The organism is Streptomyces sp. SudanB52_2052 (assembly GCF_964272415.1).
Classification (GTDB): Bacteria; Actinomycetota; Actinomycetes; order Streptomycetales; family Streptomycetaceae; genus Streptomyces; species Streptomyces olindensis.
This window is the reverse complement of record NZ_OZ186796.1, coordinates 1,535,654-1,559,778: the sequence shown is the minus strand read 5'-3', so window position 1 is coordinate 1,559,778 and position 24,125 is coordinate 1,535,654. Positions and strand designations below refer to the sequence as shown.

General features: G+C 72.6%; 19 protein-coding genes. 12 read left to right on the top strand and 7 right to left on the bottom strand.

Going from position 1 to position 24,125, the window contains the following annotated elements; all coding sequences use genetic code 11:
- Window position 1 precedes the first annotated feature (1 nt).
- The 3 genes from ccrA to ACSUPV_RS06860 all read right to left on the bottom strand — a co-directional run bounded on the left by ccrA (window position 2) and on the right by ACSUPV_RS06860 (window position 4,488).
- A complete protein-coding gene (gene ccrA / locus ACSUPV_RS06870) occupies window positions 2-1,339 on the bottom strand; it encodes a crotonyl-CoA carboxylase/reductase (protein ID WP_031118254.1) in 1,338 nt (445 codons plus the stop codon).
- Window positions 1,340-1,736: 397 nt separating this feature from the next.
- Entirely contained in the window at window positions 1,737-2,546 is an 810-nt protein-coding gene (locus ACSUPV_RS06865; RefSeq protein ID WP_031118253.1) for a TetR family transcriptional regulator, read from the bottom strand.
- Window positions 2,547-2,682: 136 nt separating this feature from the next.
- On the bottom strand, window positions 2,683-4,488 hold the full coding sequence (locus ACSUPV_RS06860; protein ID WP_031118252.1) for a 3-hydroxyacyl-CoA dehydrogenase family protein: 1,806 nt from the start codon (window positions 4,486-4,488) through the stop codon (window positions 2,683-2,685).
- 398 nt (window positions 4,489-4,886) lie between these two features.
- Here ACSUPV_RS06860 and ACSUPV_RS06855 point away from each other — a divergent pair, with 398 nt between their 5' ends.
- Window positions 4,887-5,462, top strand: coding sequence for an adenylosuccinate lyase (locus tag ACSUPV_RS06855; protein ID WP_031118251.1), 576 nt, complete (start codon window positions 4,887-4,889; stop codon window positions 5,460-5,462).
- A gap of 2 nt (window positions 5,463-5,464) precedes the next feature.
- Here ACSUPV_RS06855 and ACSUPV_RS06850 read toward each other — a convergent pair whose 3' ends face one another.
- The 3 genes from ACSUPV_RS06850 to ACSUPV_RS06840 all read right to left on the bottom strand — a co-directional run bounded on the left by ACSUPV_RS06850 (window position 5,465) and on the right by ACSUPV_RS06840 (window position 8,962).
- The gene (locus tag ACSUPV_RS06850) at window positions 5,465-5,965 is read right to left on the bottom strand and encodes a GNAT family N-acetyltransferase (protein ID WP_051851446.1); all 501 of its coding nucleotides are present in this window, start codon (window positions 5,963-5,965) and stop codon (window positions 5,465-5,467) included.
- Window positions 5,966-6,188: 223 nt separating this feature from the next.
- Window positions 6,189-7,784, bottom strand: a complete 1,596-nt coding sequence (locus ACSUPV_RS06845) for an alpha/beta hydrolase (protein WP_436947115.1) — start codon at window positions 7,782-7,784, stop codon at window positions 6,189-6,191.
- Window positions 7,785-7,921: 137 nt separating this feature from the next.
- A complete protein-coding gene (locus ACSUPV_RS06840) occupies window positions 7,922-8,962 on the bottom strand; it encodes an Rv2578c family radical SAM protein (protein WP_037759726.1) in 1,041 nt (346 codons plus the stop codon).
- A 170-nt stretch (window positions 8,963-9,132) separates the two neighbouring features.
- On the opposite strand from ACSUPV_RS06840, the gene ACSUPV_RS06835 reads away from it, so the two are divergent.
- The 4 genes from ACSUPV_RS06835 to ACSUPV_RS06820 all read left to right on the top strand — a co-directional run bounded on the left by ACSUPV_RS06835 (window position 9,133) and on the right by ACSUPV_RS06820 (window position 15,559).
- A complete protein-coding gene (locus tag ACSUPV_RS06835; protein ID WP_031118247.1) occupies window positions 9,133-9,576 on the top strand; it encodes an SRPBCC family protein in 444 nt (147 codons plus the stop codon).
- Between the two features lie 156 nt (window positions 9,577-9,732).
- Entirely contained in the window at window positions 9,733-12,123 is a 2,391-nt protein-coding gene (locus tag ACSUPV_RS06830) for an MFS transporter (protein ID WP_436947114.1), read from the top strand.
- 144 nt (window positions 12,124-12,267) lie between these two features.
- Window positions 12,268-14,709: an ATP-binding SpoIIE family protein phosphatase gene (locus ACSUPV_RS06825; protein WP_359789201.1), complete on the top strand. Its 2,442-nt coding sequence runs from the start codon at window positions 12,268-12,270 to the stop codon at window positions 14,707-14,709.
- A 124-nt stretch (window positions 14,710-14,833) separates the two neighbouring features.
- Window positions 14,834-15,559, top strand: coding sequence for a class I SAM-dependent methyltransferase (locus ACSUPV_RS06820; protein ID WP_031118243.1), 726 nt, complete (start codon window positions 14,834-14,836; stop codon window positions 15,557-15,559).
- A 9-nt stretch (window positions 15,560-15,568) separates the two neighbouring features.
- On the opposite strand, the gene ACSUPV_RS06815 is transcribed toward ACSUPV_RS06820, so the two are convergent.
- A complete protein-coding gene (locus ACSUPV_RS06815; protein ID WP_382615047.1) occupies window positions 15,569-16,753 on the bottom strand; it encodes a CdaR family transcriptional regulator in 1,185 nt (394 codons plus the stop codon).
- Between the two features lie 204 nt (window positions 16,754-16,957).
- Between ACSUPV_RS06815 and ACSUPV_RS06810 the strand changes: the two genes are divergently transcribed.
- The 7 genes from ACSUPV_RS06810 to ACSUPV_RS06780 all read left to right on the top strand — a co-directional run bounded on the left by ACSUPV_RS06810 (window position 16,958) and on the right by ACSUPV_RS06780 (window position 24,122).
- Window positions 16,958-17,890 carry a substrate-binding periplasmic protein gene (locus ACSUPV_RS06810; protein WP_436947113.1) on the top strand — a complete coding sequence of 311 codons (933 nt, stop codon included), beginning with the start codon at window positions 16,958-16,960 and terminating at the stop codon, window positions 17,888-17,890.
- 11 nt (window positions 17,891-17,901) lie between these two features.
- The gene (locus ACSUPV_RS06805) at window positions 17,902-18,657 is read left to right on the top strand and encodes an amino acid ABC transporter permease (protein ID WP_359789193.1); all 756 of its coding nucleotides are present in this window, start codon (window positions 17,902-17,904) and stop codon (window positions 18,655-18,657) included.
- On the top strand, window positions 18,654-19,448 hold the full coding sequence (locus ACSUPV_RS06800) for an amino acid ABC transporter ATP-binding protein (protein WP_359789190.1): 795 nt from the start codon (window positions 18,654-18,656) through the stop codon (window positions 19,446-19,448). Before ACSUPV_RS06805 ends, ACSUPV_RS06800 begins: the two co-directional genes overlap by 4 nt.
- Window positions 19,445-20,728 (top strand): NAD(P)/FAD-dependent oxidoreductase, encoded by a 1,284-nt coding sequence (locus tag ACSUPV_RS06795; RefSeq protein WP_359789187.1) that lies wholly within the window; start codon window positions 19,445-19,447, stop codon window positions 20,726-20,728. Before ACSUPV_RS06800 ends, ACSUPV_RS06795 begins: the two co-directional genes overlap by 4 nt.
- Before the next feature lie 85 nt (window positions 20,729-20,813).
- Window positions 20,814-21,908: an SGNH/GDSL hydrolase family protein gene (locus ACSUPV_RS06790; RefSeq protein ID WP_037759710.1), complete on the top strand. Its 1,095-nt coding sequence runs from the start codon at window positions 20,814-20,816 to the stop codon at window positions 21,906-21,908.
- A gap of 74 nt (window positions 21,909-21,982) precedes the next feature.
- A complete protein-coding gene (locus ACSUPV_RS06785) occupies window positions 21,983-22,816 on the top strand; it encodes a M55 family metallopeptidase (RefSeq protein WP_037759708.1) in 834 nt (277 codons plus the stop codon).
- Window positions 22,809-24,122, top strand: a complete 1,314-nt coding sequence (locus tag ACSUPV_RS06780) for a M20/M25/M40 family metallo-hydrolase (RefSeq protein WP_037759706.1) — start codon at window positions 22,809-22,811, stop codon at window positions 24,120-24,122. Before ACSUPV_RS06785 ends, ACSUPV_RS06780 begins: the two co-directional genes overlap by 8 nt.
- Window positions 24,123-24,125 lie beyond the last annotated feature (3 nt).

Genomic DNA, 24,125 nt, shown 5'->3' with positions numbered 1-24,125 from the left:
CTCAGATGTTCCGGAAGCGGTTGATGGCGTCGATGTGCTGGGCGCGCTTGGCCTCGTCGCGCACGCCCAGGCCCTCCTCGGGGGCCATGCACAGCACGCCGACCTTGCCCTGGTGCAGGTTGCGGTGCACGTCGTAGGCGGCCTGGCCGGTGTCCTCCAGGGAGTACACCTTCGACAGGGTCGGGTGGATCTTGCCCTTCGCGATGAGCCGGTTGGCCTCCCAGGCCTCGCGGTAGTTGGCGAAGTGCGAGCCGATGATCCGCTTCAGCGACATCCACAGGTAGCGGTTGTCGTACTCGTGCATGTAGCCCGAGGTGGAGGCGCAGGTGGTGATGGTGCCGCCCTTGCGGGTGACGAAGACGGACGCGCCGAAGGTCTCGCGGCCGGGGTGCTCGAAGACGATGTCGATGTCCTCGCCGCCGGTGAGCTCGCGGATGCGCTTGCCGAAGCGCTTCCACTCCTTGGGGTCCTGGGTGTTCTCGTCCTTCCAGAACCTGTAGCCCTCGGCGTTGCGGTCGATGATCGCCTCGGCGCCCATCGACCGGCAGATCTCCGCCTTCTGCGGCGAGGAGACGACACAGATCGGGTTGGCGCCGCCGGCCAGCGCGAACTGGGTGGCGTAGCTGCCGAGTCCGCCGCTCGCGCCCCAGATGAGCACGTTGTCGCCCTGCTTCATGGCGGCGCCGTTGCGGGAGACCAGCTGCCGGTAGGCGGTGGAGTTGACCAGGCCGGGAGCGGCGGCCTCCTCCCAGCTGAGGTGGTCGGGCTTGGGCATGAGCTGGTTGGACTTCACGAGCGCGATCTCGGCGAGGCCGCCGAAGTTGGTCTCGAAGCCCCAGATGCGCTGCTCCGGGTCGAGCATCGTGTCGTTGTGGCCGTCGCTGGACTCCAGCTCGACGGAGAGGCAGTGCGCGACGACCTCGTCACCGGGCCGCCAGGCGTTGACGCCCGGGCCGGTGCGCAGGACGACGCCCGCGAGGTCGGAGCCGATGATGTGGTACGGCAGGTCGTGGCGCTTGGCCAGTTCGCTGGTGCGGCCGTAGCGCTCCAGGAAGCCGAACGTCGACAGCGGCTCGAAGATCGAGGTCCACACCGAGTTGTAGTTGACCGAGGAGGCCATGACGGCCACCAGGGCCTCGCCCGGGCCGAGCTCGGGCAGCGGCACCTCGTCCAGGTGGATCGACTTGCGGGGGTCCTTGTCGCGCGTGGCGAGCCCGGCGAACATCTCCGTCTCGTCCTTGTGCACGGTGATCGCGCGGTACGACTCGGGGAGCGGGAGGGCGGCGAAGTCCTCCGACGTGGAGTCGGGCGACTGGATCGCGGCCAGGATGTCCTTCACGGTCACGGTGTTGCCTCCGGCGGTGAGCGCCCTGAGGGAGGGGCGCCGATGGGTACGTCGGTGCTGCTGAGGGTCGAGGGTGTGCCGTCGGTTCGGCGGTGGTGCTGTTCGGCAGCGCTGGTGGCGCGGGAGGTTGCCTGTGACGCAGGCGTCCGGGGCGGACGGGCGCGGAGCCCGCTGGGACGTCGCCCGGACCCCTTCAACGTATGACACCGCGTGTCACCCCGCAAGGCACTGAGTGCCAGAACTTGCTCTCAGATGAAATCTTTACGTAACAAATGAGCGATGATCGATCGAATGGGCTCGCAAAGGCGCTGCAAAACGGCCCCTGACATGCCAAAACGGCCACCCCGTGGGGTGGCCGTCATCACAGCGGCGTGGAGCCTGCGGGAGCCGCTCAGCGCTCCTTGAGCGCCTGTTCGATGGTCCGCATGACCTCGTCGAGCGGGGCGTCGGTGCGGGCGACCGTGACCAGCACCTCGCCCTGCGTCGAGGCCGTGGCCGCGGCCGGCTTCGGCTCCGCCGAGCGTCCGGCGCCGATGCCGGTGCCGAAGGTCTTGCGCACGATCGCGAAGGCGTGGTCGAGCTGCGCCTCGACGTCCCCCTGCCCACCGGCCCGGAGCCAGCGCCGCAGGACGTGGTTGTGGGCGGTGACCACGGCGGACGCGGCGACCTCGGCGAGCAGCGGGTCGTCGTTGGCGTCGTCGGCGTGCGCGCGCTCGTCGAAGTGGCCGAGGAGATAGCGCGTGAACAGGCGCTCGTAGCGGGCCACCGACGCGATCTCCGCCTCGCGCAGGGTGGGCACCTCGCGCGTCAGCTTGTAGCGGGCGACCGAGATCTCCGGCCGGGCCGCGTACATCTTCATGACTTCCTTGATGCCGCGGCACACCGTGTCGAGCGGATGCTCGTGCGCGGGCGCGGCGTTGAGCACCGCCTCGGCGCGGATCAGGGTGTCGTCGTGGTCGGGGAAGATCGCCTCTTCCTTGGAGCGGAAGTGGCGGAAGAAGGTGCGGCGGGCGACCCCGGCCTGGGCCGCGATCTCGTCGACGGTGGTCGCCTCGTACCCCTTGGTCGCGAACAGCTCCATCGCGGCGGCCGCCAGTTCCCGGCGCATCTTGAGCCGCTGGGCGGCGGCACGGGAGCCTGCGGCACTTTCCGGCGCGTCGGTCGTAGCTGGTGTACGTGAGGACTTGGCGGGCTGGGACATGCCCTGAACGTACTGCATGTGCGCAGCTCGGTGCGCATGAGCTGGTTCTTGGCCCGCGCCGGAGGGGGGCGGGGACCGGTCCGGGCCGAGCAGGCCGCCCCACTCGGAGCCGGACCGGAACCAGTCGCCGGGACGCTCAGCGCTTGGCATATTCGCGGAAGCCACGGCCGGTCTTGCGGCCGAGGCAGCCCGCGGCCACCAGGTGCTCCAGCAGCGGCGCCGGGGCGAGGCCCGGGTCGCGGAACTCGCGGTGCAGGACCTTCTCGATGGCGAGCGAGACGTCCAGCCCGACGACGTCCAGCAGCTCGAAGGGGCCCATCGGGTAGCCGCCGCCCAGCTTCATCGCCGCGTCGATGTCGTCGAGCGAGGCGTAGTGCTCCTGGACCATCTTGATCGCGTTGTTGAGGTACGGGAACAGCAGCGCGTTCACGATGAAACCGGCGCGGTCCCCGCAGTCCACGGCGTGCTTCCTGATCCTGCCGCAGACCTCGCGGACCGTCGCGTGGACGTCGTCGGCGGTCAGCACCGTCCGGACGACCTCGACCAGCTTCATGGCCGGCGCCGGGTTGAAGAAGTGCATGCCGATGACGTCCTGCGGGCGCGAGGTGGCCCGGGCGCAGGCGACGACCGGCAGGGACGAGGTGGTGGTGGCCAGGACCGCGCCGGGCTTGCAGACCTTGTCCAGCGCGGCGAACAGCTGCCTCTTGACCTCCAGGTCCTCGGCGACCGCCTCGACGGCCAGGTCGACGTCGGCGAAGTCGTCGTACGTGCCCGTGGCCGTGATGCGGTCCAGCGTCTCGGCGGCGGCCTCGGCGGTCAGCCGACCCTTGTCGACCGAGCGGGCCAGGGACTTGCCGATCCGGGCCTTCGCGGCCTGCGCCTTCTCCTCGCTGCGGGCGGCCAGCACGACCTCGTACCCGGCCTTGGCGAAGACCTCGGCGATCCCGGAGGCCATGGTGCCGGAGCCCGCGACACCGACCGAGCGGACCGTGCGGCCGGCGACCGGGTCGCCGCCCTCCAGCGGGGTGAGCGCGTCGCGCACGACCGTGCCGCTGCCCGGCGCCTCGTACGTGTAGAAGCCCCGCCCGGCCTTGCGGCCCGTCAGGCCCGCCTCGCTGAGCTGCTTGAGGATGGGCGCGGGGGCGTGCAGCCGGTCGCGGGAGGCGGCGTACATGGCCTCCAGGACCGTGCGGGCGGTGTCGACGCCGATCAGGTCGAGCAGCGCCAGCGGGCCCATGGGCAGACCGCAGCCGAGCCGCATCGCGGCGTCGATGTCCTCGCGGGAGGCGTACTTCGCCTCGTACATCGCGGCGGCCTGGTTGAGGTAGCCGAACAGCAGCCCGTCGGCGACGAAGCCTGGCCGGTCGCCCACCGCGACGGGCTCCTTGCCCAGGTCGAGCGCGAGGTTCGTGACCGCCGTGACGGCCGCGGGCGCGGTCAGCACCGAGGAGACGACCTCGACCAGCTTCATGGCCGGGGCCGGGTTGAAGAAGTGCAGGCCCAGCACCCGCTCGGGGCGCGCCGAGTCGGCGGCCAGCCGCGTGACGGACAGGGCGTTGGTGCCGGTCGCCAGGATGGTCCCGGGGCGCACGATCCCGTCGAGCTCCCGGAAGATCTGCTGCTTGACCTCGTACGACTCCGGCGCGACCTCGATGACGAGGTCGGCGTCGGCCGCGGCCCGCAGGTCGGCGGAGGTGCGGACGCGGGCGAGGATCTCGGCGCGGTCCTGCTCGGTCAGCCGCCCGCGCTCCACGCCACGGGCGGTGGAGGCCTCCAGAGCGGCGACGCACTTCGCGGCCTGGGCCTCGCTGATGTCGATGCCGACGACCTCGCGGCCGGCCTTGGCGAGGACCTCGGCGATGCCGGTGCCCATCGTGCCGAGGCCGACGACGGCGACGGTCCGCAGCGGGGACGGGGACGGGTCGGAAAGGGGAGTGGCCATCGCGGGACTCCAGGATGAGGGTGACGACGGGGAACGCCGCCCGGGTGCGCCGAAGGCGGCCCGGCGGGAGCCGGACCCCGGGCGCACCGGGTGCGTGAGAAGTGCGGGTGTTGGGCCGGGCTGCTGAGCGCACACGCCCGGTGCCGTCTCCACGGGGCGTGCACACGCCCGGAGGGGAACGGCCGTTCCGACCGGCCCTGTCCCGGGGCCGAGCCGTACTGCGGTACCTGAGGCACCGAACCGACTGCTCCCGCGGTGGCCGCGTCACCAGACCGCCGCGAGGGGATGCGAGTGGGTAACTCGCTCGTCTGAGCTTAACTGGCGGGTAACGAGCGCGCCAGTCCCCGTGTTTGTGATGTACGTCCCGAGCGGCGGGCCGGGGTCCTAACCTCGGTGTCATGGACGAAGAGTTGCGATCACTCACGGAGCGCTTACGGCAGGAGTCGGGAGCGTCGCCCGCGTTCGAGCGGCTCGTGGCGACCGACGACCTCGACGCCCTGGCGGCGGTGCTGACCGAACCCGGGCAACCGCTCTGGGCGCGGGAGCTGGCCGCCTTCCGGCTGGGACTCGCGGGGGACCGGCGGGCCTTCGAGGCCCTGGTGCTGCTGCTCAACCACCGTGATCCACCGCGCTGCGCCTCCGCGGCCCACGCCCTCGCCCGCCTCGGCGACCCGCGCACCGCCCGCGCGGCCGCCGCCCTCGCCACCAACGAGCTGCGCGTCGCCTACGCCCTGCACCCGGTCCGCCTCCTGGTCGAGCTGCGGGCCCCGGAGGCCGTGCCCGCGCTGATCACCACGCTCCGGCGGCGGCTGCGCCCGCACGACCCGTACCGCCGGGTGGCCCTCGCCTGCGTGGACGGGCTGGGTACGCTGGGGGACGGCCGGGCCAGGCCCGTGCTGAACGAGGCCCTGGCGCATCCGGCGCTGGCCGAGGCGGCGGTGCGGGCGCTGGGGCGGATTCCCCGGCAGAGGTGAGGTCAGAGCGTCCTGCCGTAGCGCACCTCGGGCACCACGACGCCTTCCACCTCGAAGGGTTCCTCCGCGCCGTCCGGCCGGAAGCCGGACCGCTCGTAGAAGCGGCGGGCCCGGGCGTTCTCCTTGAGCACCCACAGCAGGAGACGGCCGCGGCCCGCGGCGGCGCAGCGCGTGAGCGACTCCACGAGCAGGGCCTGCCCCGCGCCCTGGCCGACACGGTCCGGGTGGACGTAGAGGGCGTACAACTCGGCCTCCTCGGTGAGGACTTCGCCCTCCCGGTACGGCCCGTGGCAGGCCCAGCCGACGATCTCGCCGCCCGGATCCTCGGCGACCAGGTTCACCACACCGCCCTCGGCCCGCGCGAGATGCATACGGCGCCGCCGCTCGGCGTCCTCGGCGACGCTGAGCCCGTCGAGGTACGACTGCGGGACCATGCCCCGGTACGCGTGCTGCCAGCCGCGGACCCGGATCTCCGCGACCCGGTCGCAGTCGGCGAGCGCCATCTCCCGTATCCGGAGCCCGTTCACCGCGCCACCACCGCGAACGCCTCGACCTCCGTCAGGAACCGGTCGTCGGGTATGTGGGCCATGTGCGTGACGGAGCAGGTGATCCTCGTCAGCTCGCTCATGGGTCCATGGTGGACCATGGGACGGACAACGCCCGCCCCACCGGACGGTCCGTCAGCCACTCGGCACTCAGCTGCTCAGCCCCTCTGTCGCTCAGCACTCAGCCGCGGAAGCCGAGCAGTCCGTGCAGCGTCGAGCCCTTCGCGGCAGCCGACCCCTGCCTCGCCGAGTGCCCTTCGCCCGACGCCGTCGGCTTCGGGTCCGGCAGCGCCTCGCACACCGCGTCCGCCTCGCCGTACCCGCGCGGCACGGTGCCGTCGGTCAGATACGCCGTCAGGTGCTCGTCGAGGCAGGTGTTGCCGCTCAGCGTGATGCCGTGGTTGCCGCCGCCCTCCTCGACCACCAGGCTGGAGCGGGCCAGCAGGTGGTGCACGGTGACAGCGCCCTGGTACGGAGTGGCCGCGTCGCCGGTCGACTGGAACAGCAGCACGGGCGGCAGCTCGCCGTTGGCGATGTTCACCGGGCGCGACGAGTCCGCCGGCCAGAACGCGCACGGCGCGTTGTACCAGGCGTTGTTCCAGGCCATGAACGGCGCCTTCTCGTGCACCGCCCAGTTGTCCTGGCGCCACTGCCGCCAGTCGCGCGGCCAGTCGGCGTCCTGGCACTGCACGGAGGTGTAGATGCTGTAGGTGTTGTCGCCGGAGGCGTCCGCCGCGCCGACGTCCTCGTACACGTCGACCAGCGGCTCGGGGTCCTTGTCGTTGACGTACGCCGCGAAGGCCTCCGCCAGGTCCGGCCAGTAGCCGTTGTAGTAGCCGCCCGGGATGAAGGTGTCCTCCAGTTCCGAGGCGCCCACCGTGCCGCCCGCCGGCTTCTTCGCCAGGGAGGACCGCATGGCGTACCACTCGGCCTCGACCCGCTCCGGGTCGGTGCCGAGCCGGTACGTGGCGTCGTGCTCGGCGACCCAGGCCAGGAAGGCGCGGTGCCGGTCGTCGAAGGCCACGTCCTGGTTGAGGTTGGCCTCATACCACACGTCCGTGGGGTCGACCACCGAGTCGAGGGCCAGGCGCCGCACCCGCTCCGGGAAGAACCTGGCGTAGACCGCGCCCAGGTAGGTGCCGTAGGAGTAACCGAAGTAGTTGATCTTCTCCGCGCCCAGGGCCTGCCGGATCGCGTCCAAGTCGCGCACGGCGCTCGGGGTGTTGACGTACGGCAGCAGATGCCCGTACTTCTCCCCGCAGGCGGCGGCGAAGGACCTGGCGCGGTCGAGGTTGGCCTTCTCGAGCGCGGGCGTGGACGGCAGGGTGTCGGGGCGCACCGGGCCGAAGTGGCCCGGCTTGCAGTCCAGGGCGGGCTCGCTCTGTCCCACGCCGCGCGGGTCGAAGCCGATGACGTCGTACTGGGCCGCGACCTCCTTCGGCAGCGCGGACGCGACGAACCCGGCGAGCCGCAGACCGCTGCCGCCGGGACCGCCCGGGTTGACCAGGAGCGGACCCTGGTAGGTCTCGGCGGTGTGCGGGACGCGGGACAGGGCGAGGGTGATGTGCCGTCCACCCGGTCTGCGGTGGTCGAGCGGCACCTCCAGGGACGCGCACTGGAGCGTCGGGTACTTCTCGGTGGCGCAGTTCTTCCAGGCGAGCTCCGCGGTGTGCACGGAGTGCGCGGTGCTCGGTGCGTTCGCCCCGGCGGGAACGGCCGTGAAGGTCCCGGCCATGACGAGGGCGGCGCCGCACAGCGCGGCTGCGCGTTTTCTCATGGAGTCCTCCCAGGACGGCGGGATGTCGGGCCGCGAGGGTCACCGTCCTCGCCGCATCGTCCCGGAAAGCGGTCCCGGCAGAACTCATTCCGTCACACCCATGACCCAATTGGATCTTCGGATGCGCTCGTATGCTCCTAAAGGAGAGAAAGTTGCGTCGGCCCGGACACCGGGGGCTCCTCCGCCGGCTCGGGGGGCCGGATCCGCCGCGGCGTCCCCGCGCGCGTCGGCCCGATGCCGTACTCCTCGGCCAGCTCGTGCACCTGACGGGTGATCCGGCGCTGGTACCACTTCGGGGCGTAGGAGCCCTCCGCGTACAGCCGCTCGTAGCGGGGCACCAGATACGGGTGGTGCTGCCCCAGCCAGGCCATGAACCACTCGCGGGCGCCGGGCCGCAGGTGCAGCACCAGGGGCGTGACGGACGTGGCGCCGGAGGCCGCGATCGCCCGTACGGTGGCCCGCAGCTGGTCCGGCCGGTCGCTCAGGAACGGGATCACCGGCGCCATCAGCACACCGCAGCCGATGCCGTGTTCGCCGAAGGTCCGCACGACGTCCAGGCGCCGCTCCGGCGCGGGCGTGCCCGGCTCGACGGTGCGCCACAGCTCCTGGTCGGTGAAGCCGACCGAGACGGAGATGCCCACGTCGGTCACCTCCGCGGCCTGCCGGATCAGGTCCAGGTCGCGCAGGATGAGCGTGCCCTTGGTCAGGATCGAGAAGGGGTTCGCGTGGTCGCGCAGGGCCGAGATGATGCCCGGCATGAGGCGGTAGCGGCCCTCGGCGCGCTGGTAGCAGTCGACGTTCGTGCCCATCGCGATGTGCTCGCCCTGCCAGCGGCGCGAGCCGAGCTGCCGGCGCAGCAGCTCGGGCGCGTTGATCTTGACGACGATCTGGCTGTCGAAGCCGAGGCCCGTGTCGAGGTCGAGGTAGCTGTGCGTCTTGCGCGCGAAGCAGTACACGCACGCGTGCGAGCAGCCCCGGTAGGGGTTGACCGTCCACTGGAACGACATCCGGGAGACCGCCGGCACCCGGTTGATGATTGAACGGGCCCGGATCTCGTGGAACGTGATCCCGGCGAACTCCGGGGTGTCGAAGGTACGGGTCGTCACCGCGTCCGCGCCGAACAGCGCGGCATCGGCCCGGCTGTGTTCGGAGTCCACTGTGAGGTTCTCCCAGCGCATGACGCCTCCTCGGTAGCACTGCCCACAGAATAGAACACATGTTCCCTTGATCGTGCGAGGGTGTTTTCCGAACGTGTTCGACCGGGTTGGGCGACCCCGATTTGGGCGGCCGGGCGGCGGGGTGGTTGGCTTGCCCCGACCCCCGAGCAACCATGTCCTGGAGGAAAGCGATGGCGCAGGTCGAAGCCACTACGGAGCGGATCGTCGCGGCGGACGCGGAGACGGTGTTCGATGCCCTCGCCGACTACAGCGGCACGCGCGCGAAGCTGCTGCCCGAGCAGTTCAGCGAGTACGAGGTCCGGGAGGGCGGCGACGGCGAGGGCACCCTCGTCCACTGGCGCCTCCAGGCCACCAGCAAGCGCGTGCGCGACTGCCTCCTCGAGGTCAGCGAGCCCACCGACGGCGAGCTGGTGGAGAAGGACCGCAACTCCTCCATGGTCACCACCTGGCGGGTCACCCCGGCCGGGGAGGGCAAGTCCCGCGTCGTCGTGACCACCACCTGGACCGGCGCCGGCGGCATCGGCGGCTTCTTCGAGAAGACGTTCGCGCCCAAGGGCCTCGGTCGGATCTACGACGCGGTGCTCGCCAGGCTCGCCGCCGAGGTCGAGAAGTAGCCGCTCCCAAGGCCCCGCTCCCCGGGGGCCGTTGCGGCCCTCACCGGTTCGGGTGATCTCCCCACGGCTCGCTCTTGTGCCGTAACTCGTCGCGCTTGCTCGTAGTTGTCGCTTTTACGCGGGAATTGTGCGGCAGCGCGACGAGGGGAGCGGTAGGTGGGCGGTATCACTCTGGCGCAGGACGAACCGGCGGTAGCACCTCCCGACAGCCCCACACCACCACCGACCGCCGCTGCCCGACTGAGCCCGCGGCGGGTGCGGTTGGTCTTGCTCGCGCTCCTGCTCGCCCTGCTCCTGGCCGCCCTGGAGCAGATGATCGTCGCCACCGCGCTCCCGGAGATCGTCGGTGAGCTGCACGGCCTGGACCGGATGTCCTGGGCGATCACCGCCTACCTTCTGACGGCCACGGTCGGACTGCCCGTCTACGGCAAGCTCGGCGACCTCCTCGGCCGCAAGGGCGTCTTCCAGTTCGCCATCGTCGTCTTCGTCGCCGGCTCCGCGCTCGCGGGCCGGGCACAGACCATGGACCAGCTCATCGCGTTCCGCGCCCTGCAGGGCGTCGGTGCGGGCGGCCTCATGATCGGCGTGCAGGCGATCATCGCCGACATCGTGCCACCCCGGCAGCGCGGCCGGTACATGGGCCTGATCGGCGCCGCCTTCGGCCTCGCCTCCGTGGCCGGGCCCCTGCTCGGCGGCTACTTCACGGACCACCTCTCCTGGCGCTGGTGCTTCTACGTCAACGTGCCCTTCGGCCTGGTCACTCTCGCCGTCGTCGCCGTCGCGCTGAAACTCCCGAAACCGGCCGTCAGGGCCCGGCTGGACATCCTCGGCGCGCTGCTGCTGACCGCCGCCTCCACCTGCCTGCTCCTGCTGACCAGCTGGGGCGGCACGGAGTACGCCTGGGACTCGCGCATGATCCTCGGCCTCGGCGCCGGAGCGGCCGCGGCGACCGTCCTCTTCCTCGTCGTCGAGCGCTTCGCCGCCGAACCCCTCATGCCGCTGCGGCTGTTCCGGGACTCCGTCTTCAACGTCACCGGCCTCGTCGGCCTGGTGATCGGCGTCGGACTGTTCGGCGCCGCCGGCTACCTGCCGACCTACCTGCAGATGGTCGACGGGGCCTCCGCCACCGAGTCGGGCCTGCTCATGCTGCCGATGATGGCCGGCATCGTCGGCGCCTCGATCATCGCCGGACAGCTCATCAGCCACACCGGCCGCTACAAGGCCTACCCGATCCTCGGCGGCGCCCTCTCCGTGGTCGGCATGTGGCTGCTGTCCCGCCTGGAGGTCGGCACGCCCCGGCTGCACTACAGCATCTGGATGGCCGTCCTCGGCACCGGCATCGGCATGGTGATGCCCGTGCTGATCCTCGCCGTGCAGAACTCCGTGCGCCCCGCCGACCTCGGTACGGCCACCAGCGCCAACAACTACTTCCGGCAGATCGGCGGCAGCGTCGGAGCCGCCGTCTTCGGCGCCCTCCTCGCCGAACGGCTCACCGACGCCCTGGCCGACCGCCTGCCCGCGCGCGCGGGGACCCGGCTGCCCGACCCGGAGTCCCTCACCCCGCAGCTGGTGCACTCCCTGCCCCCGGCCCTGCGCGACGGCTACATCCGGGCCTACGCCGACACCATGCCGCGGATCTTCCTCTACCTGGTGCCGGTGCTCGTCCTCGGACTGGTCATCGCCTTCTTCCTCAAGGAGAAACCCCTGGTGTCCCACAACGCCTTCGTCACCGACCCGGACACGGCGCCGGGGAACGCCCCGATCCCGCAGGCGCGCGGCGCGTACGCCGCCGGAGTGCCCGTCTGCGGCTCGGTGCAGCACCACGACGGGACCGTCGTGCCCCGCGCGGCGCTCACGCTCATCGACGTCACCGGCCGGCAGACCGGGCGCGGTGCGAGCGGCGAGGACGGACGCTACGCGCTGGCCACCCCGGGCCCGGGCTCGTACGTGCTGATCGCCGCGGCGGGCGGCCACCAGCCGCAGGCGGTCTCCGTCACCGTCGGCGAACGCCCCGTCGAACTCGACATCGTCCTCGGCGGCGCCGGGAACCTCGTCGGCAGGGTGGTCACCGCCGACGGCACACCCGTGCGGGACGCCACGGTCACCCTCACCAACGCCCACGGCGAAGTCGTGGCCACCACCCGCAGCGACCGCGAGGGCGGCTACGTCATCACCGAGTTGGTCGCCGGCGAGTACACCCTCGCCGCCGGCGCGCCCGCCTTCCGCCCGGCCGCGCTCCCCGTCACCGTCCAGGCAGCCCGCGAGACCCGCCGGGACATCGAGCTGGCCGGCGGCGCCATGCTGCGCGGCGCCGTCCGGGCGGGCGGCGGCCGGCCCGTGGAGGACGCCCGCGTGACCCTGCTCGACGTGGCGGGCAACGTCGTCGACACCCTTACCACCGGCCCCGACGGCACGTTCCGCTTCGTCGACCTGTCCACCGGCGAGTACACCGTCATCGCCGCCGGCTACCCGCCCGTCGCCACCGTCCTCCAGGTGGCCGGAGGCGGACGCACCGAGCGGGACCTCCAACTGGGGCACGAGGACTGAACCGGGCCGGCGCGCGGGGTCGCACGCCGGTGCGCACCCCGCGCGGGCAATTCCCGCATTGACTCACCTCACGACCGGCGGGAGCCGTACGGTGGTGACGCCGGCACAGATCTTGCGGATCCGTGGGGAGAGAGGGCCTGGGCCATGGACCGTGGCACCGAGACGGACACCACCCCCAGCCCGGGGGCTGGGCACGGCACGGGGGCGGAACGCACCGAGCCCGGCCGGGTCCCCCTGGCCGTGGTCGTCGTCGACCGCGAGGGACTCGTGTCCCACTGGAGCCGGGGCGCACGCCGCCTGTTCGGCGTCACCAAGGAAGAGGCGATCGGCCGCGCGGCCCTCGACCTGCTCCCCGTCTCCGGCGCCCTGCCCGAAGAGCACGACACCGCCCCCCACACCGCCGGCGACGGCCCCGGACCCGACCTCGAAGCCTCCCTCGACCAGGGGCTCTCCTACCCGGCCGCGGGCCGCGCCCGGCTCACCGCACCCGGACCCGAGCGGGTCGACGTCCTGTGGTGGGCCTACCCCCTGGTCGGGCCCGGGCCCGAGCGGCTGCTCGTGCTCGCCGCCGACGCGGCCGGACTGCGCGCGGGGGACGGGGAGTTCGAGCGGATCGCACCCGGCTTCGCCCTGCACACCGACTTCCCCGGCGCGGAGGACCTCGCCCGCCGGCTCCCCGAGATCCTCCCCAGCATGAGCGTCGGCGAGAGCGCCCGCATCGTCGCCCAGGTCCTCGAACTCGGCTACCCGATCCTGGAGTTCAGCCAGAACGACCGGGTGCCCGTCACCCCCGACTGGGGCGTGGCCCGCCGCGCCGAGCGCAGGGCGCGCCGCGAGCGGGCCGCACGGGCCCTGGCCGCCGGGGAGCCCGTCCCCGAGGAACCGCACGACGAGGGCGAGGACCTGGAGTACGCCGCCGTCCGCGAGCGCCTGGAGTTCCTCAACGAGGTCAGCGGACGCATCGGCACCTCCCTCGACCTGTCCCGCACGATCATCGAGGTCAGCAGGGCCGTCGTGCCCCGCTTCACCGATGTCGCCGGCACCTACCTGCGCGAGCAGGTCGTCGCGGGCGAGGGCTTCCCCGAGGGCGTGCCCGACACGACGACCATGTGGCACCGGGTCGCCGTCGAGCACACCGACGAACCCGGCCGCTGGGACGATGTCGTCCCCGTCGGCGAGGCCATGCCGTTCCCGGCGCACACGCCGTTCTTCCAGTGCATGACCAGCGGCGAGCCCGTCCTCGTGCCCCGCATCAGCGAGGAGATGGGGCACGCCATCGCCGCGCAGTTCGAGAAGCGGGACATCCGGCCGCTCATCACGGGCCGCTCCATGCTGGTCGTACCGCTGAAGGCCCGCAACGTCGTCCTCGGGTTCATGATCCTGCTGCGGCACCCGGAGCGGCCCGTCTTCAACGACATGGACCGCGTCACCGGCGCCGAACTCGCCGCCCGCGCGGGACTCGTGCTCGACAACGCGCGCATGTACACGTTCCAGGAGAACGTCGCCGAGACGCTCCAGGACAGCATGCTGCCGCACATCCCGCCCCGCATGGCGGGCTGCGACATCGCCACCCGCTACCTGCCGGGCACGCTGCTCGGGCGGGTCGGCGGCGACTGGTTCGACGCGGTGAAGCTGCACGGCGGGCGCACGGCGCTCGTCGTCGGCGACGTCATGGGCCACGGCCTGAACTCGGCCGCCATGATGGGTCAGCTGCGCACGGCCGTGCAGACCATGGCCGGGCTCGACCTGCCGCCCGCCCAACTGCTGCGCAACCTCGACGACCTCGCCCAGCGCCTCGGCGACACCTACCTCGCGACCTGCCTCTACGCCGTCTACGACCCGATCGCGAGCGAACTCCACCTCGCCAACGCCGGGCACATCCCGCCCGTCCTGGTCCGCGCCGACGACGGCCGCAGCGAACTGCTCGACCTGCCCACGGGCGCGCCCATCGGCGTCGGCGGCGTGCCCTTCGAGGCGGTCCGGGTGCGCGTCGAGCCCGGCGACCGGCTGGTGATGTGCACCGACGGACTGGTCGAGGTGCGGGGTGAGGACATCGGTGTCGGCCTGGCGACGCTCTGCGAGTCCGCCGCCCACCCGGCCGCCTCCATGGACGACGCCTGCGACACGATCATCCGCTCCCTCAACACGCGCGGCGGCCGCAAGGACGACGTCGCCCTGCTGATGGCCCGCCTCAACGGCATCGAGCCGGACGACGTGGCCGAGTGGCGGCTGGCCCTCGACCCGGCCGAGGTGGGCCGGGCCCGCGCCGCGGTCCGCGAGCAACTGCACGACTGGGGCCTGGCGAAGCTGGCCCCCTCCGCCGAGCTGATGGTCGGCGAACTCGTCACCAACGCCGTGCGGCACTCCCACGCCCGCCCCGTCGCACTGCGTCTGGTCCGCGGCGACACCCTGCTGTGCGAGGTGGACGACGACGACCACGAACTGCCGACGCTGCTCGACGCGGGCCCGCTCGACGACGCCGGACGCGGCCTGCGCGTGGTCAGCACCCTGTCCCGCGAGTGGGGGACCAGCCGGACCAAGGCCGGCAAGACGGTGTGGTTCGAACTGACCCTGCCGCGCCGCTGAGCACCACCGCGTCGAACGCGAGGTGAAGGAACGCGCCGCGTCCTTGTGGACGCCACCGGGGCGCGGTACACCGTACTCGCCCGTCACTCATGGCGGGAATCGTTCGCACCCTGGGGAGTCGGACATGAGCGTGACGAGTCGGTACCGGGAGTCCTGGGAGGGGTTCTGGCGTGAGGCGTCCGGCGAACCGGGGGCGGTGTTCTGGGACGCGGAGCCGGCCCTGACCGTCGGACCGCACCTCGCCCTGTTCGAGCCGCACCTGGCCGATCCCGCGCTGCCGCTGGTGGACCTCGGCTGCGGCAACGGCACCCAGACCCGTTACCTCGCCGACCGCTTCCCGCGGGTGCTGGGCGCCGACCTGTCCGCCGCGGCCCTCGACCACGCCCGGCGGGCCGACCCGGCGGGGCAGGCGACGTACCGGCAGCTGGACGCCGCCGAGAAGAGCGAGACCCAGGCCCTGCACGCGGAACTCGGCGACACCAACGTCTATCTGCGGGGCGTCCTGCACCAGTGCGAGCCGGACGACCGGCAGGCGCTCGTGGACGGCATCGCCACCCTGGTCGGCGACCGCGGCCGCGCCTTCCTCGTGGAGCTCTCGGGGGCCGCCAAGCCGGTGCTGATGGGCCTGGCGAGCGGCCCGTCCGGTCCGCCGCCCAAGCTCGCGCCCGTGTTCCGGCACGGCATCGCGCCGGGCGAGGTGCCGGACGACGCCGTCCCCGAGTACCTGCGCGCGGCGGGGCTGACCGTCCTCGCGAGCGGCGAACTCCCCCTGAGCACCACGGAGTACCGCCCCGACGGCACCCGCGTCGAGCTGCCCTCCCGGTGGCTGGTGGCGGGGCGCACGGGCTGACGCGGCCGGTCAGCGGTCCGGGCCGCCGCCCAGCCGGTCGGCCAGACAGGCCAGGTACAGGGCCATGGCCGTCCGGTGCTCGCGCAGCGGACGGCCGGTGAGCCGCTCGATCTTGTTCATGCGGTAGACGACGGTGTTGCGGTGGATGTGCAGGGCCGCGGACGCCTTGACGAGGTTGAAGCCGCTCTCGCACCAGGCGGTGATCGTGTCGCGGAGCGCCGGCCAGTCCGGCTGGTCGCGCAGCGGGGCGGCCGTCAGGTCGAGCAGCCGCGTACGGGCGGACTGGCCGACCGCCGCGAGGAGTTGGTGGACCCTCAGGTCGCCGATGGAGTGCACGGTGGAGCCGCCGCCGACCCGGGCGCCCAGGCGCAGCGCGTCGCAGGCGTCCTGGTAGGAGTCGTGCAGACCCCCGACGGAGGTGGCCGGCTCGCCGATCCCGGCGCGGGCGGCGAGGCCGTCCTGGGCGGCGATGACGTCCGCGACCCGGCGGCAGCGGGCGGCCGGGGAGTCCGCGGGGCTGCGGGCCGGGAGCCGGTGCAGGACGCCGATCCAGCCCGGTGCCGTACCGGCGACGATGTCCTGCGGGTCGGCGAACACGTCCCGGACCGTCCGCAGCAGCTCGGAGCGGACCAGCGCCATGTCCCGGGCCCGGGCGCCGCGGCGGGCCCCCGGGTCGGGCACGGTCACCTCGAACACCACCGCGACCCGGCGCAGCCGCAGGTCGAAGCCGAGTTCGGCGGCCCGGAAGAGCAGGAAGTCGCCCTCCACGACCAGCGGGTCGTAGGCGGCGATGTCGGTGAGCAGCTTCTCGGCCGCGCGCTCGGCGAGCAGCCGGGAGCGCAGCATCACGGACTCCCGGATCAGGATCTCCGTCTGCCGCTTCACCAGCAGGCCGAAGCGGCCCACCTGGGCGGGGGTGCCGGTGATCCCGACGGTCCCGACCGCCTGCCCGTCCGTCACCAGGGGCAGGGTGATACCGGGCCGCACCCCGCGCAGCAACTGGGCCTGGGAGGCGTTGTGCGTGGCGGGCTCCTTGGTGCGGACGACCTCGACGGACGCCTCGTGGAAGGTGCCGACGCGGCTGCTGTCGCCGCTGCCGATGACCATGCCCTCCGCGTCGGTGATCAGCACGTTGAAGCCGATGACCGCGGAGGTGTCCCCGGCGATCTCCTGCGCGAGTGACGGGCTCAGCACGGCGCTCCTCCCGTCGAACAGGCGGTCCGGGTTGGACGCACCGTACAGGGCAGGGGCCGTTTCCAGCCACAAGTTCGTACGGAGTGAACGGTGACGGGGAACTGGCGCCTGCCTAGCGTATGGGCCCATCACTTCCCCGCCGGGGGCACGGTGTCCCGGTGAATCGGCGGGTTCCTCCAGCACCGAGACGGAAGGCCCGAGCCGATGATCCGTGTGCGCTCGCTCGCTCTCGCCCTGTCCGCGATGTTCCTGATGTCCACCGTCGCCGCCTGCGGCTCGGGCGGGGACGACGCCCCGAAGAACGTGTCGGCGCGGACCGCCGCGCTCGGCACACTCACCCCCGGCGTCCTCAAGGTGGCCGTCCAGCCCTACGCGCCCTACACCAGCGTCCAGGGCGGCAGAATCGTCGGACTCGACGGCGACATCCTCGCCCACGCCGCCGGGAAGCTGGGCCTGAAGATCGAGCCCGAGGTCACCGACTTCGCCGGCATGCTCGCCGGGGTGCAGTCCCGGCGGGTCGACATCACCATCGGCGGCGTCGCCTGGACCGCGGAACGCCAGAAGCAGGGCCTCTTCACCGATCCGCCCTACTACTCGCCACCGGCGATGGCCGTCCGCGGCGGCAGGACGTACAAGACCGTCGGCGACCTGGAGGGGCGGAACCTCGGGACCGTCGAGGGCTATGTCTGGGTCAAGTCCATCCAGGCCGTGCCCGGTGCGAAGCTGCACGCCTACCCCGACGCCAACGGCGTCTTCGACGACCTGGGCGCGGGCCGGGTCGACGTCGGCTTCCTCGACCCGCTGATCATCATCGCGGCGCAGCAGGAGCGCCCGGACCTGAAGATCGCCACCCAGTACCTGACGCCGCCGACCGCCGCACAGGTCGAGGCCAAGCCCGCCTACGCCTACTTCCAGCCGTACCAGACCGGCTTCTACCTGCCCAAGAAGGCCACGAAGCTGGAACGGGCGATCTCCGAGCAGATCGACGCCATGTACGACAACGGCGAGCTGGAGAAGCTCGTCCGGAAGTACGGCGGCGACCCGGAACAGTTCCTCGTGCCCGCCGCCGACGTCGCCCCCGCCCGCCGGGGCGTGGACCGGCCCCAGGACTGGACGCCCCCGTCCCTCGCCCAGTGAAAGCAGCCGCCATGTCCGGTCTCTTCGAGGTTCCCTGGTCCGACTACCGGCCCGATCTCATCGACGCGCTCGGCCGCACCGTCTCCTACACGGTCGTCAGCTTCGCCGGCGCGGTCCTCCTCGGCCTGGCGGTGGCGCTGCTCAGGCTCAGCAGAGCCTGGCCGGCGCGCGCCCTCGCCGCCGTCTACACCGAGGTGTTCAAGAACGTCCCGCTGCTCGCCATCATCTTCCTGACCTACTTCGGCCTCGCCTCGGCGGGGATCCGGCTCGACGTGTTCACCGCCGGCTGCCTCAGCCTGGTCGTCTTCTACGCCGCCTACCTGTCCGAGATCTTCCGCTCCGCGATCAGCGGGGTGCACGCCGGGCAGACCGAGGCCGGTGAGGCGCTGGGGATCGGCAGGGCCGGCATCTTCGGCCACGTCGTGCTGCCGCAGGCCCTCCGGCTCGCGCTGCCCGGCACCAACACCATGCTCGTCGACCTGCTCAAGTCGACCTCGCTGCTGGTCACCGTCTCCGCCGCCGAGCTGATGTCGGAGGGGCGGCTCATCACCTCCGCCACCTTCCGGGCCCTGGAGGTCTACCTCGTCATCGCGGCGATCTACTTCGCCCTCTGCTACCCGCTGTCCCAGCTGCTGCTGCTCCTGGAGCGCAAGGTCCGGTCGGGAGTGCCGCTGTCGCCCCGGCGCCGGCGGCGGCTGCGGGCGGCCCGTGCCCTGCTGGCCGCCGAACCGGCCGCCCGCGTCCCCGGGAAGGAGGCCTCCGCATGACCGAGTCAGTGGCCGCGACACCGCCCGCCGCCCCCGCCTCCCGCGAGGCCGTCGTACGGATCGAGGGGCTGTGCAAGTCCTTCGACGGCCGGCTCGTGCTCGACCGGGTGAACCTGGAGGTCCCCCGGGGCAGCATCGTCAGCGTCATCGGGCAGAGCGGCGGCGGGAAGACCACGCTGATGCGCTGCGTCAACCTGCTGGAGCGCCCCGACCGGGGCACCGTCGAGGTCGCCGGGGAGGTCGTGCACCAGGGCGGGCGCACGGTCTGCCGCGACCTGCCCCGGCTGCGCCGCACGGTCGGCATGGTCTTCCAGCGGTTCCATCTCTTCCCCCACCTCACCGCCGTGGAGAACGTCGTGCTCGCCCAGCGCAAGGCGGGCGTGCCGGAGGAGCGGGCGCTGGAACGGGCCGTGGCGCTGCTGCGCCGGGTCGGCGTGGCCCACCGCGCCCTGGCCCAGCCCGAGCAGCTCTCCGGCGGTGAGCAGCAGCGCGTCGCCATCGCCCGCGCCCTCGCCCTGACGCCCGAGGTGCTGCTCTTCGACGAGCCCACCTCCTCCCTGGATCCGGAGGCCACGCGGGAGGTGCTGAGCGTGATGCGTGAACTGGCCGCCGACGGGATGACGATGCTGCTGGTCACGCACGAACTGCCGTTCGCCCGCGAGGTGTCCGACCACGTCGTCTTCGTCGACGGCGGCCGGATCGTCGAGGAGGGCCGTCCCGCGGACGTCCTGGACACGCCGGCCGAGGCCCGGACGAGGGAGTTCCTCGCGTCCTACGGGACCGCGTCATGAGCGCCCCCTCCCGGGCGACGGGCCCGGTCGTCGTCGTGGGCGGCGGTGTCGTCGGGCTGTGCACGGCGTACTACCTGGCCGCCGCCGGGCTGCCGGTGGAGGTGGTCGAGCGGGGCCGGCTGGGCTCGGGGGTGTCCCGGGGCAACGCCGGCTGGGTCTGCCTCAGCCATTCGACGCCGGTGCCCGCCCCGGGCGTGGTGCGCTACGCGCTGCGCTCGCTGGGCCGCCCCGATTCCCCGCTGTATCTGCGGCCACTGCCGGACCCGGCGTTCGTCCGGTGGCTGTGGCGGTTCTGGCGCAGCAGCACACCGGCCGCCTTCCGGCGCGGCTACGCGGCGATCGCCGCGCTGAACCGGGACACCTTCGCCCTGTTCGACGGGTTGCGCGAGGCGGGCGTGGACACCACCCTGACCCGCCCCGGCATGGTGCACGCCTTCCTGTCACCGGCCGAGGCGCGCCACCACCTCGCCGTCCAGCGGGAGATGGCGGACGGGCACTACCCGGTGCCCGACGACATCGTCACGGGCGCCGAGGCCCACCGGCTGGACGCGGCGTTGTCACCGGCCGTCCGCGCGGCCTACCTCGTGGAGGGGGAGGGCGTGGTCGACCCGGAGGCGTTCGCACGGGCCCTCGGCGAGGCACTGACCGCCGCCGGGGTGAAGATCCACGAGAACGCCGAGACCACCGGGTTCCGCACCACCGGCGGCCGGGTCACCGCCCTGCGCACCGCCGACAGCGAACTGCCCTGTGCGGCGGTCGTCGTCGCCGCCGGCATGCGCTCCCCGGCCCTGCTCCACCTCCTGGGGCACCGTCTGCCGCTCCAGGCGGGCAAGGGGTACAGCTTCTCCGTGGACCTGGACCCGGCGCCCCGGCACACCCTGTACTTCGGCGAGCGCCGGGCCGTCGCCTCACCGATCGGCGGCACGACGCGGATCGGCGGCACGATGGAACTCAGCGGCAACAACAACCGTCTCGACTGGCGTCGCATCGTCGCGGTCGCCCTCGCCAGCCGGCACTACCTGGGCCGCTGGTTCGACGACCCGGACGACCTGGTCGGCCTGATCCGCGACCCTTGGGTGGGCGGACGGCCGTTCCTGCCCGACGGACTCCCGGTGATCGACCGCGTCCCGGGGCACGACAACGCCTTCGCGGCCACCGGCCACGGCATGCTCGGCGTCACCCTGGGCCCGGTCACCGGGCACCGGCTCGCCGAGTACGTCCGCACCGGGCGGCGGCCCGCGGCGCTGCTGCCCTTCCGCTTCGACCGGCTCCGGAACTGACCCTGGTGACCATGGTTTTTGTCGGTGTACGGTCACTGATGCCCCGTCCTGTCCGTGCACCCGCCGCACCGTCCGGAGGACCGTCATGCCGTTGCCCTGGGTCCGGACGCTGGTCGCGTCGGCGGCGTCGCTGCTGCTGCTCGGCACACCGGCCGTCGCCACCGCCGCGCCGGACCGGGACGGAGTGCGGACGAGCGTCCACACCGCCGGACGGGTGCAGGACGCCGGGGACGTCCTGAAGTACAGCTGGCCCGGCGTGTACTTCGAGGGCCGGGTCCGGGGGACCGGCGTCGGAATCGTGCTCGACGACCCGGCCGCCGACTACGACGTCCAGGTCGACGGAACCACCGTCGCGACCCTCGTCACGCCGGGCAGGACCACCCACTGGGTCACGGGACTGCGCGACGGCGTGCACACCGTCCGGCTCGTCAAGCGCAACGACACGCCCTGGTCCACCAGCGCGTTCGGCGGGTTCGTCGCCGCGCCGGGCGGCGCCGTGCTGAGCAGGCCGGCCGCGCGCGCCCGCCAGATCGAGTTCGTCGGCGACTCCCTCACCGCGGGCTACGGCAACCTCTCGGACTCCCGCGACTGCGACGGCGAGCAGCTCAGGCGCACGACCAACGCGGACGTGAGCTACGGCGCCCTCACCGCCCGGCGGCTGAAGGCCGACTACCAGCTCAACGCCTACTCCGGCCTGGGCATGGTGCGCAACTACGGCGGAGGCTCCCCGGAGGTGAACTACCGCACCTTCTACGACCGCGCGCTGCTGAACGTGCCGGGCGACGTCTGGCAGAACCCGGGCACCTGGCGACCGCAGCTCGTCGTGGTGTATCTCGGCACGAACGACTTCTCGACGCCGGTCGGTCCGGGCGAGCCGTGGACGGACGAGTCCCTCGCCGCCGCCTACCGCGGCGCCTACAGCGGCTTCCTGGAGAAGCTGCGGACACGCTACGGCCCCCGCACCACCCTCCTGGCCGTCGGCACCGGCCCGTTCGCCGGACACGTCGAGCAGGTCGTCCGGGACCGTACCGCCGCCGGCGACCACCGGGTCCGCCACTGGTCCCTCGACGCCACCGGCCTGGACCACACCGGCTGCCACTGGCACTACTCGGCCCGCGACCACCGGCTCCTCGCCGACCGGCTCACCGCGTTCATCACCGACCTGCCGATACGGTGGTGACCACCTCGTAGCCGGTTCCGCCCGCAGCGCGTAACGTGACGAACCATGAAGATCTGCACCCGGGACGGCTCGTCATGAGAATCCTCATCAGCGCCGACATGGAGGGCGCCACCGGCGTCACCTGGCCGGACGACGTGATGCCCGGCGCGTCCCAGTGGGAGCGCTGCCGCGCGCTGTTCACCTCCGACGTCAACGCCGCCGTGCTCGGCTTCCTGGACGGCGGCGCCGACGAGGTGCTCATCAATGAGGCGCACGCGACCATGCGCAATCTGCTGCTGGAGCAGTTGGACGAACGGGCCCAGATGCTCACCGGGCGGCACAAGGCGCTGTCCATGGTGGAGGGCGTGCAGTACGGCGACGTCGACGGCGTCGCGTTCGTCGGCTACCACGCGGGCGCCGGCATGGAGGGCGTCCTCGCGCACACCTACCTGGCCAACTCCATCACCGGGGTGTGGCTGAACGACGTCCGGGCCAGCGAGGGCCTGCTCAACGCGCACGTCGCCGCCGAGTTCGGGGTGCCGGTCGTCCTGGTCACCGGGGACGACGTGGCCTGCGAGGACGCGCTCGGGTACGCGCCCGAGGCGCTGAAGGTCGCCGTCAAGGACCACGTGTCCCGGTACGCGGCCGTGTGCCGCACGCCCGCGCGCACCGCCGCCGACATCCGGGCGGCCGCCAAGGAGGCCGCGGCCCTGGCGGTGCGTCACGAACCGGTCGTCGGCGGGCCGTTCACCGTCGCCGTCGAGTTCGACGCGGAGCACCTCGCGATGGCCGCCACCCTCGTGCCGGGTGTGGACCGGATCGCGGAGCGGAAGGTGGCTTGCACGAGCGGGACCATGTACGACGGCATCCGCGCCTTCAAGGCGGTCACGACGATCGTCTCGGCCGCGGTGGAGGAGCAGTATGGCTGAGCGGGTGGACGAGCGGGCGCTGGACGAGGTCGTGACGTTCACGTCCGACCTCATCCGGATCGACACCACCAACCGGGGCGGCGGCGACTGCCGGGAGCGGCCGGCCGCCGAGTACGCCGCCGCGCGGCTCGCCGAGGCCGGGATCGAGCCGACGCTCCTGGAACGCACCCGGGGCCGCACCAACGTCGTCGCCCGCGTCGAGGGCACCGACCCCGGAGCCGGGGCGCTGCTGCTCCACGGCCACCTCGACGTCGTGCCCGCCGAGGCCGCCGACTGGAGCGTGCACCCGTTCTCCGGGGAGGTCCGCGACGGGACCGTCTGGGGGCGCGGCGCCGTCGACATGAAGGACATGGACGCGATGATCCTGGCCGTGGTGCGCTCCTGGGCCCGCCGGGGCGTGCGGCCCCGGCGGGACGTGGTCGTCGCGTTCACCGCGGACGAGGAGGCCAGCGCCGAGGACGGTTCCGGATTCCTCGCCGACGAGCATGCCGCGCTGTTCGAGGGCTGCACCGAGGGCGTCAGCGAGTCGGGCGGCTTCACGTTCCACGACGGGGCCGGGCGGCAGATCTACCCGATCGCGGCCGGCGAACGCGGCACCGCCTGGCTGAAGCTCACCGCGCGGGGACGCGCCGGGCACGGTTCCAAGGTGAACCGGGACAACGCGGTGACGCGCCTCGCGGGGGCGATCGCGCGGATCGGGGCGCACGAGTGGCCGCTGCGACTGACCCCGACCGTACGCGCCGCCCTCACCGAACTCGCGGCCGTGTACGGCATCGAGACCGACCTGACCGACGTGGACGCACTGCTGGACAAGCTCGGCCCGGCCGCGCACCTCGTCGAGGCGACCCTCCGCAACAGCGCCAACCCGACCATGCTGGACGCCGGTTACAAGATCAACGTCATTCCCGGGGAGGCCGTGGCGTACGTCGACGGCCGGTATCTGCCCGGCGCCGAGGACGAGTTCCGCGGCACCCTCGACCGGCTCACCGGGCCGGACGTGGAGTGGGAGTTCCACCACCGCGAGGTCGCCCTCCAGGCGCCGGTGGACTCGCCGACGTTCGCCCGGATGCGGGCCGCCGTCGAGGAGTTCGCGCCGGAGGGCCAGGTCGTGCCGTACTGCATGTCCGGCGGCACGGACGCCAAGCAGTTCTCCCGCCTCGGCATCACCGGCTACGGCTTCACACCGCTGAGGCTGCCGGAGGGCTACGACTACGGCGCCCTGTACCACGGGGTCGACGAGCGGGTCCCCGTCGAGGCGCTGCACTTCGGGGTCCAGGTGCTCGACCGGTTCCTGCGGACCGCCTGAACG